This is a genomic window from Mesorhizobium sp. M0923 (assembly GCF_040319365.1).
Lineage (GTDB): Bacteria > Pseudomonadota > Alphaproteobacteria > Rhizobiales > Rhizobiaceae > Mesorhizobium.
The window spans coordinates 38,050-52,202 of record NZ_JAMYNW010000010.1 but is presented as its reverse complement, the minus strand read 5'-3'; the positions used below and the strand labels follow the sequence as shown (position 1 = coordinate 52,202).

The 14,153-nt window shown below is 62.5% G+C and carries 15 protein-coding genes and 2 tRNA genes; 6 read left to right on the top strand and 11 right to left on the bottom strand.

Annotated elements, in window-relative coordinates; translation table 11 throughout:
* Positions 1-28 precede the first annotated feature (28 nt).
* The 3 genes from NKH89_RS18390 to NKH89_RS18380 form a co-directional block, all read right to left on the bottom strand.
* The gene (locus NKH89_RS18390) at positions 29-1,186 is read right to left on the bottom strand and encodes an amino acid ABC transporter permease (RefSeq protein WP_352909476.1); all 1,158 of its coding nucleotides are present in this window, start codon (positions 1,184-1,186) and stop codon (positions 29-31) included.
* Between the two features lie 4 nt (positions 1,187-1,190).
* Complete coding sequence (locus NKH89_RS18385) at positions 1,191-2,378, bottom strand: amino acid ABC transporter permease (RefSeq protein ID WP_023719748.1); 1,188 nt, start codon at positions 2,376-2,378, stop codon at positions 1,191-1,193.
* A gap of 80 nt (positions 2,379-2,458) precedes the next feature.
* Positions 2,459-3,487: an amino acid ABC transporter substrate-binding protein gene (locus tag NKH89_RS18380; RefSeq protein WP_023719749.1), complete on the bottom strand. Its 1,029-nt coding sequence runs from the start codon at positions 3,485-3,487 to the stop codon at positions 2,459-2,461.
* Between the two features lie 436 nt (positions 3,488-3,923).
* Between NKH89_RS18380 and NKH89_RS18375 the strand changes: the two genes are divergently transcribed.
* From NKH89_RS18375 to NKH89_RS18360, 4 genes are all read left to right on the top strand, one after another.
* A complete protein-coding gene (locus NKH89_RS18375; RefSeq protein WP_352588592.1) occupies positions 3,924-5,093 on the top strand; it encodes a cystathionine beta-lyase in 1,170 nt (389 codons plus the stop codon).
* Between the two features lie 252 nt (positions 5,094-5,345).
* Positions 5,346-6,017, top strand: a complete 672-nt coding sequence (locus tag NKH89_RS18370; protein ID WP_023719752.1) for an RNA polymerase sigma factor — start codon at positions 5,346-5,348, stop codon at positions 6,015-6,017.
* A gap of 104 nt (positions 6,018-6,121) precedes the next feature.
* Positions 6,122-6,646, top strand: coding sequence for a DUF4142 domain-containing protein (locus NKH89_RS18365; RefSeq protein ID WP_023719753.1), 525 nt, complete (start codon positions 6,122-6,124; stop codon positions 6,644-6,646).
* A gap of 10 nt (positions 6,647-6,656) precedes the next feature.
* The gene (locus NKH89_RS18360) at positions 6,657-6,971 is read left to right on the top strand and encodes a cupredoxin domain-containing protein (protein ID WP_352481771.1); all 315 of its coding nucleotides are present in this window, start codon (positions 6,657-6,659) and stop codon (positions 6,969-6,971) included.
* Positions 6,972-7,079: 108 nt separating this feature from the next.
* On the opposite strand, the gene NKH89_RS18355 is transcribed toward NKH89_RS18360, so the two are convergent.
* From NKH89_RS18355 to NKH89_RS18345, 3 genes are all read right to left on the bottom strand, one after another.
* Positions 7,080-8,300: an anion transporter gene (locus tag NKH89_RS18355; protein ID WP_352495570.1), complete on the bottom strand. Its 1,221-nt coding sequence runs from the start codon at positions 8,298-8,300 to the stop codon at positions 7,080-7,082.
* A gap of 60 nt (positions 8,301-8,360) precedes the next feature.
* Positions 8,361-8,437: transfer RNA gene (locus tag NKH89_RS18350), tRNA-Arg, on the bottom strand.
* 54 nt (positions 8,438-8,491) lie between these two features.
* A complete protein-coding gene (locus NKH89_RS18345; RefSeq protein ID WP_352515784.1) occupies positions 8,492-8,797 on the bottom strand; it encodes an ETC complex I subunit in 306 nt (101 codons plus the stop codon).
* Positions 8,798-8,957: 160 nt separating this feature from the next.
* Here NKH89_RS18345 and NKH89_RS18340 point away from each other — a divergent pair.
* A tRNA-Pro gene (locus NKH89_RS18340) sits at positions 8,958-9,034 on the top strand.
* Between the two features lie 123 nt (positions 9,035-9,157).
* On the opposite strand, the gene NKH89_RS18335 is transcribed toward NKH89_RS18340, so the two are convergent.
* Positions 9,158-9,985 (bottom strand): alpha/beta fold hydrolase, encoded by an 828-nt coding sequence (locus NKH89_RS18335; RefSeq protein ID WP_352495572.1) that lies wholly within the window; start codon positions 9,983-9,985, stop codon positions 9,158-9,160.
* Between the two features lie 129 nt (positions 9,986-10,114).
* On the opposite strand from NKH89_RS18335, the gene NKH89_RS18330 reads away from it, so the two are divergent.
* Positions 10,115-11,086, top strand: a complete 972-nt coding sequence (locus NKH89_RS18330) for a GlxA family transcriptional regulator (protein WP_352495573.1) — start codon at positions 10,115-10,117, stop codon at positions 11,084-11,086.
* Positions 11,087-11,326: 240 nt separating this feature from the next.
* On the opposite strand, the gene NKH89_RS18325 is transcribed toward NKH89_RS18330, so the two are convergent.
* The 4 genes from NKH89_RS18325 to NKH89_RS18310 all read right to left on the bottom strand — a co-directional run bounded on the left by NKH89_RS18325 (position 11,327) and on the right by NKH89_RS18310 (position 14,136).
* Positions 11,327-11,608, bottom strand: a complete 282-nt coding sequence (locus tag NKH89_RS18325) for a hypothetical protein (RefSeq protein ID WP_352495574.1) — start codon at positions 11,606-11,608, stop codon at positions 11,327-11,329.
* A gap of 62 nt (positions 11,609-11,670) precedes the next feature.
* On the bottom strand, positions 11,671-12,375 hold the full coding sequence (hdaA, locus tag NKH89_RS18320; protein WP_023719758.1) for a DnaA regulatory inactivator HdaA: 705 nt from the start codon (positions 12,373-12,375) through the stop codon (positions 11,671-11,673).
* Between the two features lie 5 nt (positions 12,376-12,380).
* On the bottom strand, positions 12,381-13,607 hold the full coding sequence (locus NKH89_RS18315) for an AI-2E family transporter (protein WP_023719759.1): 1,227 nt from the start codon (positions 13,605-13,607) through the stop codon (positions 12,381-12,383).
* Entirely contained in the window at positions 13,579-14,136 is a 558-nt protein-coding gene (locus NKH89_RS18310; RefSeq protein ID WP_023719760.1) for a CDP-alcohol phosphatidyltransferase family protein, read from the bottom strand. The genes NKH89_RS18315 and NKH89_RS18310 overlap by 29 nt, the downstream gene beginning before the upstream one ends.
* Between the last annotated feature and the right edge of the window lie 17 nt (positions 14,137-14,153).

The following is a 14,153-nucleotide window of genomic DNA, read 5'->3' as shown; positions in this document are numbered from 1 at the left end:
TTTCTATGGCCATGACAAGGTCCCCTTTTTAGCGTTTGTGGCCGGTGTCGAGACGGCGTTCCGTGTACATTGAATAGCGCGACATGCCGAAGCAGAACAGCCAGAAGATGAAGGCCGCGAACACCAGGCCGGACCTGGCCGTCTGCGGCGTTGCCCAGCTGGCGTCGGAGAAGTTCTGCTTGACGATGCCGAGGAGGTCGAATATCGAGATGACGATGACCAGGCTGGTGTCCTTGAACATGCCGATGAAGGTGTTGACGATGCCGGGAATGACCAGCTTCAGCGCCTGCGGCATGACGACCAGACCCATCTTCTGCCAGTAGCTGAGGCCGAGCGAATCGGCGCCCTCATACTGGCCTTTGGGGATCGCCTGCAGGCCGCCGCGCACCACTTCGGCCATGTAGGCGGCGGCAAACAGCGACACGCCGATCAGCGCGCGCAGGAACTTGTCGAAGCTGACGCCGGCCGGCAGGAACAGCGGCAGCATCACGCTGGCAAAGAACAGCACCGTAATCAGCGGGATGCCGCGTACCGTCTCGATGAAGATCACGCACAGCAGCTTGACGATCGGCATGTTCGAGCGCCGGCCGAGCGCCAGCACGATGCCGACCGGAAGCGACACAGCGATGCCCACGAAGGACAGGCTGAGTGTCACCAGCAGTCCACCCCAAAGCGGGGTTTCGACATAGGGCAGGCCGAACATGCCGCCGAGCAGCAGAACGAAGGCGACGACCGGCAGTGCAAAAAAGAGAAGAATGGCATTCAGCCCCTTGCGCGGTACGCGCGGAATGAGCAGTGGCACCAGCAGCGCCACGAACAGGATGGCGACCAGGATCGGGCGCCAACGCTCTTCCAGGGGATAGCGGCCGAACATGAACTGGCCGAACTTGGCGTTGACAAAGGCCCAGCAGGCGCCGGTCCAGCCGTCCGGCTGGATGCCGCCCTGCGCCACGGTGGCGCAGACCGTGCGGTCCGGTCCCGTCCACTGGGCGTTGATGAAAGCCCAATTGACGATCTGCGGCAGGATCATGGCAACCAGCACGATGCCGATGATGGTCAGGATGGTGTCGCCGGTCGACGCGATCAGATTCTTGCGGACCCAGGCGCCGAGGCCGCGCTCGCTCGACGGCGCCGGCTGCGCCAGCGCCATCTCCGTCCGCACCCAGGACATATCGTGCTCTTGCATGGCCTTATCTCTCCACCAGCGCCATCCTGGCGTTCACCACGTTCATAACCGCCGACGTGATCAGGCTGAGCGCCAGGTACACCGCCATCATGATCACCACGCCTTCGACTGCCTGCCCGGTCTGGTTCAAGACCGTGCCGGCCGTCGCCGTCAGGTCCGGATAGCCGATGGCGATGGCGAGTGAGGAATTCTTGGTCAGGTTGAGATACTGGCTGGTCAGCGGCGGAATAACGATGCGCATCGCCTGCGGCACGACGACAAGCCTGAGGATCGATCCCGAGCGCAGCCCGAGTGCAGCGGCCGCCTCGGTCTGGCCTGCGCTGACGCCCCTGATGCCGGCGCGCACGATCTCGGCGATAAAGGCGGCCGTATAGCACGACAACGCCAGATAGAGTGACAGGAACTCGGGCCTGACCTGAAAGCCACCGACGAGATTGAAGGTCGACTGCTTTGGAAATTCAAAGCTCAGCGGAAAGCCGCTCAGCGCGTAGGCCAGCAGCGGCAGGCCGACGATCAACGCTATGGATGTCCAGAACACCGGGAATGGCTGCCCCGTCGCCATCTGCCGCTGTCGCGCCTTGCGGGCGACGAACCAGGCCATGGCGATGCCGAGGAGCAGTGCGACCAGGATCAGCCAGGATCCCTCGCCCCACATAGCGCGGGGAAAATAGAAGCCGCGCTGGTTGAGAAAGGAGCCGAACGGCAAATTGATGCTGTCGCGCGGCGGCGGCAGCACGGCGAGCACGCCGGAATACCAGAAGAAGATGACCAGCAGCGGTGGGATGTTGCGGAACACCTCGACATAAACGGTGCAGATCTTCCTGATCAGCCAGTTATGCGACAGCCGGCCTATGCCGACGATGAAACCGATGATGGTGGCGGTGATGATGCCGACGACAGCAACGATCACGGTGTTGATAAAGCCAACCAGGATGGCACGGAAATAGGTCGAATCCGATGAATAAGCGATGGCGCTTTCGCTGATGTCGAAGCCGGCGCGGCCCTTGAGAAAGCCGAAGCCGGAAGCGATGTGCAGCCGCGTCAAATTGGCGATGACGTTGTGGGTGACCCACCAGACACCCGCTACCAGCAGGACGAGGACCAGTGCTTGAAAGAATATGCCGCGGACGCGAGGATCATTGATGAAGGAACCGCGGCTTGGCTCCTCGCGAAGAATTTCCTGCGATGCCATTAAACCACCACCCTTCTGGCGACCATCCCCTGGAAAGAGAAACCGGAAGGCAGGAAGCTGTCTTCCGGATCACATTTCGATCAGCGGATCGGCGGAGCGTATTGCAGGCCACCCTTGGTCCACAACGCGTTGATGCCGCGCGCGATCTTCAGCGGGCTGCCCGAACCGACATTGCGTTCGAACATTTCGCCGTAGTTGCCAACTGCTTTGACGATGTTGACGACCCAGTCGTTGGAGACGCCGAGATCGGTGCCGATCTTGGTGTCGGCTTCCTGGCCGAGCACGCGCTTGATCTCAGGATTGTCCGAGTTCTTCATCTCGTCGACATTAGCCTGGGTGATGCCCAGTTCCTCGGCCTGCAACAGCGCAAAGTAGGTCCACTTGACGATGTGGTACCACTGGTCGTCACCCTGGCGCACGGCCGGGCCGAGCGGTTCCTTGGAGATGATCTCTGGCAGCACGACATGGTCGGCCGGCGCGCTGAGCGTCAGGCGGATGCCGTAGAGACCCGACTGGTCGGTGGTGTAGACGTCGCAGCGGCCGGCGTCATAGGCGGCGTTGACCTCATCCAGCTTTTCGAAGACGACGGGGTTGTATTCCATCTTGTTCGCCTTGAAGTAGTCGGCGAGATTGAGCTCGGTCGTGGTGCCGCTCTGCACGCAGACCGCCGCGCCCGAAAGCTGCAGCGCCGAATTGACGCCCGGCAGTTTCTTGGCGTTGATCATGAAGCCCTGACCGTCATAATAGGTGACGCCGACGAAGTTCAGGCCAAGTGCCGTATCGCGGTTGATGGTCCAGGTGGTGTTGCGCGACAGGATGTCGACCTCGCCCGACTGCAGCGCGGTGAACCGCTCCTTGGCGCTGAGCGGCGTGAATTTGACTTTGGTGCCATCGCCGAAGACGGCGGCCGCCACGGCGCGGCAGAAATCCACATCGATGCCTTTCCATTCACCCTTGTCGTCCGGCGCCGCGAAGCCAGCAAGACCTGTGTTGGTGCCGCACTGGATGAAGCCTTTCGCCTTGACGTCGTCGAGCGTGCTCGCGGATGCGGCCGAAGCCGCGAATCCAAACGCGGCGGCGCCCAAAACGCCGATTGCAATGTGTTTCATGACCCACAGACCCTTTTCTGTTTTTTCCAGGCGAACCTGACTTTTTCCCGTGTGAACGCAGCTTCGTATCCCGGCCCATTACCGGAATCCCGCATCGTAACCGACGCGCTGTCTCCCATTCACGAACAACATCGAAGGCGATTATTCCTGTGAGGTCAAGGGAAATGACCAAATCCGAAAGACTTTGAAAACCAACTGGCTGAAATGCCTGAATCGCAGACAAACGCGCCCGCAAATCGGTCAACGCGCCAATAAAGCCGGCAAAATCCGATCGCGCCTTCCCGACCGCGACTTCCCGACCGCGCCGGGCGCCCTGCGGATCTACGGCGCATTGCTGAATTGGCATATTCAAGACCTTTGCCTGGCGAGTGCGGTGCGGTTGCGCGGCCAATGCCGCCGCACTATGGCTAACGACCTACTCACGGGACGAAATGCAATGGCAAAAGACGGCAGCGAGATGGGCATCAACACGCGGCTCGCCCATTCCGGCAACAACCCGCATGACTATTTCGGCTTCGTCAACCCGCCGGTGGTGCATGCCTCGACCGTGCTTTATCCCAACGCGGCGGCGATGGCTTCACGCAGCCAGAAATACACCTACGGAACGCGGGGCACGCCGACCACCGATGCGCTGAACAGCGCGATCGATGCGCTGGAAGGCTCTGCGGGCACGGTCGCGGTTCCATCGGGCCTGGCGGCGGTGACGCTGCCGCTGCTCGCCTTCCTGTCGGCCGGCGATCATCTGCTGATCGTCGATTCCGTCTATCACCCGACCCGCAATTTCGCCGACACGATGCTGAAGCGGCTGGGCATCGAGGTCGAGTATTACGAACCGCGCATCGGCGCCGGCATCGCGGCGCTGATCAAGCCCAACACCAGGGTGGTGTTCACCGAATCGCCGGCCTCCAACACTTTCGAGGTGCAGGACTTACCGGCCATCGCCAAGGCAGCGCATGCCGCCGGCGCCATCGTCATGATGGACAACACATGGGCGACGCCGCTCTACTTCCGCCCGCTCGACCATGGCGTCGACATCTCGATCCATGCGGCGACGAAATACCCGGCCGGCCATTCCGACGTGCTGCTCGGCACGGTCTCGGCCAACGCAGCCTGCTGGAAGCAGCTTTGCGAGACGTTCAACACGATGGGATGCTGCGCCGGGCCGGATGACGTCTACCAGGTGCTGCGCGGCCTGCGCACAATGGGCGTGCGGCTGGAGCACCATCAAAAGAGCGCGCTTGCCCTCGCCGGCTGGCTGGAGGGCCAGCCGGGCGTGGCGCAGGTGCTGCATCCGGGGCTGCCCAGCCATCCCGACCACGTTTTGTGGAAGCGCGATTTTTGCGGATCGAGCGGCATCTTCTCTATCGTCCTTGCAGGCGGCGGACAGAAGCAGCAGCACGCCTTCCTCGACGCGTTGAAGTTTTTTGGCCTCGGCTATTCCTGGGGCGGCTATGAGAGCCTTGCCGTGCCGGTATTCCTGGGCGACCGTACCGTCGCCAAGGGCCCGTATGACGGACCGCTGGTGCGCCTGCAGATCGGGCTCGAGGATGTCGAGGATTTGAAGGCCGACCTGGCGCGCGGGCTGGCGGCGGCCGCAGAGGCCTGAGCCAGCACCTTGCCAGACTGAGTCAGGAATCGGCGTAACAGCCTGGAAACACTGCGATCCTGAGCGGTGTCATGGCGACCGATCAGCCGATGAAGCGGCGTCTACAAAATAGAGACGCCGGCGTGGCGGAAGCGATAGAATAGCTTCTGCCGGCGCTTGATGCGGATCGAGGCTGGCCGGCGGATCGGTCGGGAACCTTTTGTCGGCCGATGCATCCAATATCCCGATGAGAAGCCTATCAGGAGATCGCCAATGCCGGCTGTGTTGACGGCAACGTCCGCCGCTTCCGGCGACATGCAGCTTGTCGGCCGCGCGCTGGCACGCGATGGCGATGCATTCCGCACCATCATCAAGACGCACAACCAGAGGCTCTACCGCATCGCCCGCGGCGTTGTGCGCAACGACAGCGAGGCCGAGGACATCGTCCAGGAGGCCTATGTCAGGGCGTTTGCCCACCTCGAGGCCTTTCGTGGCGATGCCTCGCTCGCCACGTGGCTGTCGCGTATCGTCATCAACGAAGCGCTCGGCCGCTTGCGCAAAAGGCGGCGAATGGTGGCGATACCTGAAAATCCGCAAGCCGAAATCATCCGGTTTCCCCTCAACCCGAGCGACGATCCGGAGCGGACGATGGCGCAACGGCAGATCCTTGAGCTTGTCGAACGGGCAACCGACAGTCTTCCCGATGTCTACCGGCTGGTGTTCGTGGCGCGAGTCATCGAGGGGCTGAGCATCGAGGAGACCGGCGAACTGCTTGGCGTGCGACCAGAAACCATCAAGACCCGGCTGCACCGCGCTCGTGCGCTGGTGCGCAAGGCGCTGGACGACCAGATCGGCCCGGTGCTGCTCGACGCGTTTCCGTTCGCGGGCCGGCGCTGTGAACGGCTGACCAATGCCGTGATGCAGCGGCTTGGTCTTTCCGGATAGGTCGCGTCGATTTTCGCGGGAACGTTTTCCGGCGACCTGCATCCAATGAGCATCACTGAAAACGAAGCCCGATGCAGCTCGGCGTCGGGGCGAAGGAGAGCATCATGTTTATTCGATCGACCACGGCACTGGCCGCATTTTTCCTGCTTAGCGCAGCGCCCTTGTCGCAAGCTGCCGACAAGCCGACCGATCCGCAGATCGCACATATCGCCTACACAGCGGGCGTGCTTGACGTCGAGGCGGCCAAGCAGGCGCTGCAGAAATCGAAAAACAAAGAGGTCGTAGATTTCGCCAAGGACATGGTGCGGGATCACGAGGCCGTCAACAAACAGGCTCTCGACCTGGTCAAGAAGCTCAAGGTCACGCCTGAGGACAATCCGACCAGCAAAGCGCTGACCAAGGCGGCGGCCGAGGAACGTGCCAAGCTTGCCAAGCTCAAGGGCGCGGCGTTCGACAAGGCCTATGTCGCCAGCGAGGTGGCCTACCACAAGCAGGTCAATGGCGCGCTCGAAACTCTGCTGATCCCGTCGGCCGGCAATGCCGAGCTGAAGAGCCTGCTGGAAACCGGCCTGAAAATATTCCAGGGCCACGAACAGCACGCCGAACACGTCGCCGGTATGCTGAAGTGAGGATCGGCCAATGGTGTCGAGGCGGCATCTGTGGGTTGCGCTGGCGCTGACCATCGGCGCCGCACCTGCCAAGGCCGAAACCATTGAGGTGACGATCGACAAGGTTGTGTTTTCGCCCGGAAACATCGAGGCGAAGGTCGGCGACACGATCAAGTGGGTGAACAAGGACGTGTTCGCCCACACGGCAACCGTCAACGGCGGCTGGGAAGTGATGATCCCGCCGAAGCAGGCAGCAAGCCTGATGGTGAAGAAGGCCGAATCGGTCGATTATTTCTGCCGCTTCCATCCCAATATGAAGGGCCATGTGACGGTGACATCGCCCTGACTGGCTAATGCCTGTCGCGCAAAAGTGTGCAGCGGTTTTGCGATAACGACATGCATAAAACAAGAGCCTAAAGCGCGTCGCATGAGGCCGGTCGAACGCGACGTGCTTTTAGGCCGCCAGCCATGCCGTCCCGACAAGAAGCGTGACCAGCGTCAATGGCAGGCCAACCTTGAAGAAGGCGATGAAGCCCAGCGGCTTGCCGGAGACCCGCGCGTGCTCGGCAACGATCAGATTGGCGACCGAGCCGAGCAGCGTGAAATTGCCGGCCAGGGTCGAGCTCATGGCGACGACCAGCCAGGCACGCTCTGGATTCTCCAGGCCGGGTATGAACGGCCGCAGCGCCAGCACGGCCGGAACGTTGCTCATGATGTTGGACAGCACTGCGGTGAAGCCGGACAGCCGCCAGACATCATTCAGCCCAAGGTCCTTTGCCGAAGCGACGATGTCGGGCGTCAGCAATGTCTTTTCGGCACCGGCGACGACGATGAACAGCCCGGCGAACATGAACAGCAGCGGCCCGTCGATCTCGCGATAGATGCGCTCAGGCTTGATGGCGCGGGTCAGCAACAGAATCGCACCGCCAATCAGCGCCGCCTTGGCTACGGGAACGCCGGCAAAGAAAGCGACCGCCAAACCGATACAGACGACCACCGCCTTGAGCACCTGCCCCGGCAGCATGCGGCCGCGATAGACTTCGGGGCTGAGCTCGGCCTTGCGCGAAAATTCGGCGCGGTAGACGATGCGGATGATGACGATGACGGCGAAGAGGCCGAACGCCGCGACCGGTGCAAGTGCCGCCGAGAAGGCCGGATAGGAAATCCCCGACAGGGCGCCGATGACCATGTTCTGCGGATTGCCGGTGATGGTGGCGACACTGCCGCAATTCGAGGCCGTGGCGGTGGCGATCAGATAGGGAACCGGGTTGCGGTTGATGACGCGGGTGACATGGACGACGATCGGCGCCATGACCAGGCAGATGGCGTCGTTGACCAGGAATGCCGACAGGACGCCGGTCAACAGCGTCACCATCACCAGCAGCATGAATGGCGCATGCGCATGCTCAATGGCGAACCCGCCGAGCGCGCGAAAAGCGCCGGACACTTTCAGATGCGCCACGACGATCATCATGCCGAGCAAAAGCGTGATGGTGTCGAAGCTGATGGCGCGGTAGGCGTCCTCCATGCTGAGCGCGCCGATGGCGATCATCGCCGCACCGCCGAGCAGCGCGATGCCTGCCCGGTCGAGGCGTAGCCCTGGTATCGTGCCGATGGCGACGCCGGCATAGGTCAGGACCAGGATCAGCAATGCCGCCGCGCCCATCGCTGTCATGTGTTGGAAATCCTGTTCGCGACTGGCGAGTGAACCTGTCCGGAATGGACGCTGAAATATTGGCGATCCCGACAGGATTCGAACCTGTGACCATCGGCTTAGAAGGCCGGTGCTCTATCCAGCTGAGCTACGGGACCGCTGGCCGGCCGCATGACCGGCTGATTGTTGGCGCCGGCAGGGCCGGTATGAGATCAATGCGTCCAGGGCGTCCTGCGGTCATAGCGGAAATTCTCCGCATAGGAAATCTGGCGGCGTTTGATTTCCTTCGGCTCCTCGACGCGGAAAGACAGCCCTTCCTTCTCGGCATAGGCGACCGCCTCTTCCCTGGTGTCAAAGGTCAGCCTGATCTGGCTTCGCATGTCGCCGGACGTGGTGTAGCCCATCAGCGGATCGATCTTCTTGCGCTGCTCCGGATCGAATTCCAGCACCCAATAGCCGGTCTTGGCCTTGCCGGACTGCATCGCGGTTTTGGCTGGGCTGAAAATGCGGGCTGACATGACCACCTCATTGCTGGTTGCAAGCACACGACCTCGAAACCAGATTACTATTCTCTGGCCATGCACTAGCCCGTCATTACTGCGCAATGGCGCCGGCAGCAAGGCCGATGGCTTTTTACGCTTGCTTTGGCGGGCCGAAATCAATAGGCAACAGACCGTTCGGAGTGTAGCGCAGCCTGGTAGCGCATCTGGTTTGGGACCAGAGGGTCGGGAGTTCGAATCTCTCCACTCCGACCATTCATCAAGCAAATCTCGTCGGCAGCGCAAGCTGATCACGCTCGAGCGTGATCCGTCGCCGTATCATGCTCAGGCAACGGACGGACAGCACGAGCCTGCGCTGCCCGTCCGATATGGAAGATGTCAGCCCTGGATGAAGGCCAGCAGATCCGGATTGATGATCTCCGGATGGGTGGTGCACATGCCGTGCGGCAGGCCCTTGTAGATCTTGAGCGTGCCGTGCTTCACCAGCTTGGCCGCAAGCAGCGCGGAATCGGCGATCGGCACGATCTGGTCGTCGTCGCCATGCATGATCAGGACGGGAACCTCGATCTTTTTGAGATCGTCGGTGAAATCGGTCTCCGAGAATGCCTTGATGCAGTCGTAATGGGCCTTGGCTCCGCCCATCATGCCCTGGCGCCACCAATTGTCGACGGCGCCTTGCGAGATCTTGGCGCCGTCGCGGTTGAAGCCATAGAACGGGCCGGCCGGCACATCCCTGTAGAACTGGGCGCGATTAGCGGCCAGAGCCGCGCGAAAGCCGTCGAAGACTTCGATCGGCAAGCCGCCGGGGTTGCTGTCGGTCTTGACCATAATCGGCGGCACGGCGCCGATCAGCACCGCCTTGGCAACACGGCCTCCGCCGCCATAAAGCGCGACGTAACGCGCCACCTCGCCGCCACCGGTCGAGTGGCCGATGTGGATCGCATCCCTGAGATCGAGATGCGCCGCGAGCGCCGCAACATCGGCGGCGTAGGTGTCCATCTCATTGCCGGTCGCGGTCTGCGACGAGCGGCCGTGGCCGCGGCGGTCATGGGCGATGACGCGGTAGCCCTTTTCGACGAAGAACAGCATCTGGTTGTCCCAGTCGTCTGAGCTCAGCGGCCAGCCGTGATGGAACACGATCGGCTGGCCCTTGCCCCAATCCTTATAGAAAATCTCGGTGCCGTCATGGGTGGTGAATGTGCTCATCGTCCTACTCCTTGATGGAAAGCTGGGAGGTAACAGGGAAGCTTTTAGCCCCTTCAGCTGGACAAATTATAACAGTGCGGTCAGGGTGAGCATTGGCAAAACGGACATTCAACGTGGCAAAACTGACAAATGACGGCTGCGCGTGATCTGATCGAAATCGGCCTTGTCTTGTATCCCGGCGTGCAGGAAGCAGCCGTGCTCGGCCTGACCGATCTTTTCATGCTGGCAAACCGGCTGGCTGTCGAGCGGTCGCCGGAGGCGGCGAGGCTTCGCGTCAGCCATTGGCAATTGGACGCGGGCAATACCGTAATCCGCACCTTCGACAGCGACCCCGGCGCCGACAATGAACCGGCCATGGTCATCCTGCCGCCGACCCTGCTGCAGCCGATCCCTCGCGAGGCGGCCGCGCCCTATGCCGGCTGGCTCAGGGACCGTCATGCGGCAGGCGCGACGCTCGGTTCGGTCTGTGCCGGCGCCTTCGTGCTTGCCGAGACCGGCCTGTTGTCCGGTCGCGCCGCGACAACGCACTGGGCCTATCGCGACGCGCTGGCGCTACGCTTTCCAGACATCTTGCTCGACGCCGACAGGCTGGTCATCGACGATGGCGACATCATCACCGCGGGCGGCTACATGGCCTGGACCGACCTCGGCCTCAAGCTCGTGGACAGGGTGCTCGGGTCAACCGTCATGATGGACACGGCGCGTTTCATGCTGGTCGATCCGCCGGGCCGCGAGCAACGTTTTTACAGCCCGTTTGCGCCGCGATTGACCCATGACGACGAAGCGATCCTCAAGGTGCAGCATTGGCTGCAGGCGAACGGCGCGCGCGACGTGACGCTCGGCGCCATGGCCGAGCATGCGGGGCTGGAGGAGCGGACCTTTCTGCGACGCTTCCGAAACGCCACTGGCCTCAGGCCGACCGAATATTGTCAGCACCTGCGGGTCGGCAAGGCGCGCGAGATGCTGGAAACCACGATACGATCGATCGACCAGATCGCCTGGGAGGTCGGCTATGACGATCCCGGCTCCTTCCGCAAGGTATTCGCCAGGATAACCGGCCTGGTGCCCGGCGATTATCGCCGGCGCTTTGGCGTGGAATGAGCTGTGATTGCGGGTGGAGAGAGCTGAGGCCCGGCCGCCGCGCAATGGCGCTATCGATTCGATGCTGCCAAAGGCAAGCTCGCCGGGAAGAGAACCCCAACCACCCCATCTCCCGGCGAGCCTACTTACCTGATTGATACGCAATCAGGACCGGGATCAGCCGGCAAGCTCTTTGTTGCAAGACAGATGCCAGTCTTTCTTCTCGAAATGGGACACAGACGGGAATGAGCTCCCTGATGTTCACGCCGAGGCTTTTTGCCTGATGTGCCGGATCAGTCGAATTCCTGAAATTAGCAGCAATGCGCCTCCGACTTCCACGACCAGGATCACGGCCGAGCCCCAGGGAATAGCTGGCCAAAACTCCGAAAAGGCTTGCCTGAGCCAGGTGCTATGAGCAGGCTCCTCGCCGTAGGTCCTGAGCATCAAGTCCGCGTAATCGAAGATCTCTTGGACCACGATCGCCGACCAGAACAGCGATGAGACAAGCCATATCAGTGCGATTCGTCTGACGATCGGGCTCATTCCAATACCTACTGTCAAAAAGATCGACTTGATTAGCACACCCGCCAAACGAGATCATCCCGCTATATCTCGAACTCGCCCTGCCCTTCATCCATGGCGCTGACCGTCTCGGCTGCGAGCGCTCGCGTTATCGGCGTCTTGCGCTCGAGCGCGGTGCGGTCGAGCCGTTCGACCACCCGCATGGCGGTGGCCAGCGAGCGTTCGATGCGGCGCACCAGGTATTGCACGACATGCGGCTCGACCTCGACCTGGCGGTCGGCGAACAGTTTTGTGATGACGCCGGCCAGCAAGAGATCGTCGGGCTCGTGGATCTCGACGGTAGCCGCCGCCTTGAGCCGCGACGCCAGGTCGGGCAGCCTGACGCCCCAGGCGGAGGGAAAGCGGCGCGCCGTCAACAGTAAGGTCGAGCCGGCGCCGCGCACCGCATTGATCAGGTGGAACAGGCCGTGCTCGTCGACCGGGCCGGCGTCGACATCGTCGATCAGGGCCGGATGCGCGCCGAGATTTTCGATACAGTCGCCGATGCGGGCGGCCTCCACTTTCACCGCGTCGGCGCGGGTCCGCCAGATCGAGGCCAGATGGGTTTTTCCCGAGCCGGCCGGCCCAGCCAGCACGACAACCGGCGACGGCCAGTCCGGCCAGCGGTCGACAAGCGCCGCGGCCTGGCTGTTGGTGGCGGAGACGACGAGCTCGTCACGCGAATAGCCGGTGCCGTGGCCTAGATCGAGCGGCAATTGGCGCGGCGGATCGATCTTGTTGTCCGGCATCTGGCTCAACCGCGCGCGCCCCCGCGGCGCCGAACCGGCAGCGGCGGCACCGGCTCGTCGGCATGGCCCTTGTAGAGCGGCGATTCGAGATAGCGCGCGATGGCGAAACGCACCAGAACGGCAACGGCGGCGGAAGCCGGAACGGCGATCAGCAGGCCGACGAAGCCGAACAGCGCGCCGAAGGCAAACAGCGCAAACATCAGCCATACCGGATGCAGGCCGACGCTTTTGCCGACTAACCGCGGCTGCAGGATGTTGCCCTCGATGAACTGGCCGACGAAGAACACGCCTGCCACTGCCGCGATCATGGTCCAGTCCGGCCAGAACTGGACGAAGGCAACGCCGACAGCCAGCACCAGCCCGGTCAGCGAGCCGACATAGGGGATGAACGAGATCAGCCCGGCGAACAGGCCGATGAGGATGCCGAAATTCAGGCCCGTCAGCGTCAGGCCGGTGGCATACATGGCGCCGAGCACCAGGCAGAGCGTACCCTGGCCGCGCACGAAGCCGGCGGTCGCGGTGTTGATGTCCCTGGCGATCGCCCGGACCGTCTTGACATAGTCGCGCGGCACCCAGCCGTCGACGATTGCCACCATGCGGTCCCAGTCGAGCAGCATGTAGAAGGCGACGACCGGCGTCACCACGAACAGGCTGACAACCGAGACCAGCGCCACGCCGGAGCTCCAGATCGAGGTGAAGACCGTAGTCAGGAGACCGAAGCCGGAGGTCAGCAGCGAGTTCAGCCCTTCGCGCAGGCCATTGGCGTCGACGCCGAATTTCTCTTCCAGCCATTTCGGGTCGAAACTGGTGATCAGGCTCTGCAGCCGGGTCAGATAGTCCGGCAGCTTGCTGGCGAAATCAGCCATCTGCGAGGCGAGCACCGGAACCAGGATGACGACGGCCAGCACCAGGACGACGATAAAGGCGATGAGGATGACCACCGTCGCCATCAGCCTGGACAGGCCGAGACGCTCCAGCCGGTCGGCGACAGGGTCGAGGAAATAGGCGAGCACCATGCCGGCGACGAAGGGCAGAAGGATGCCGCTGAAGACATAGAGGAAGACGGCGAGGATGATGGCGCTGACCAGCCAGAAGCGGATCTGGCGGCGAAACGACGCCGATGCCGCAGCCTCCGCTGCCGCGGCTTCGGCCTCGGCGTCGATCGACCGTTCGTCGGGTCCCTGGTGTTCAGGTGCCCCGCGTTCAGGTGCCGGGTGTGGAGCCTTCGCCATAGCCGCTCATATGCCTCAGCCAAGCCACGAGATAGGCCGCGGCCGAAGCCACGGTCAAGACCCCGGACAGCAATATGAGGGCCGGCCTCAGCGGATCGAGACGGATGTCAAAGGCGAGTTCGCCCAACACCACTGCCGCCAGCACGATCTGGATCGCGGTGTTGGCCTTCGACACCAGGAGCGGCTTCATCTCAACCGGATGCGCCATGACGGTGGACAAAAGCACGGCGCAGACGATCAGCGCGTCGCGCGACACCATGGTGATGACCAGCCATAGCGGCAACTCGCCGCTGATGCCCATGACCACGAAGACGGAGACCAGCAGCAGCTTGTCGGCCATCGGGTCGAGATAGGCGCCGAGCCTGGAAAACTGATTGAAATGGCGGGCGATGAAGCCGTCGACGCCGTCGGAAATGCCGGCAATGAGGAAGCCGGCAAAGGCCCAGTCCCAGCGTTCCTGCAGCATGGCCAGCACCACGGCCGGCACCAGCACGAAGCGCATGATCGTGATCATGTTGGGGATGGTCAAACGCATTATCCCGTCGC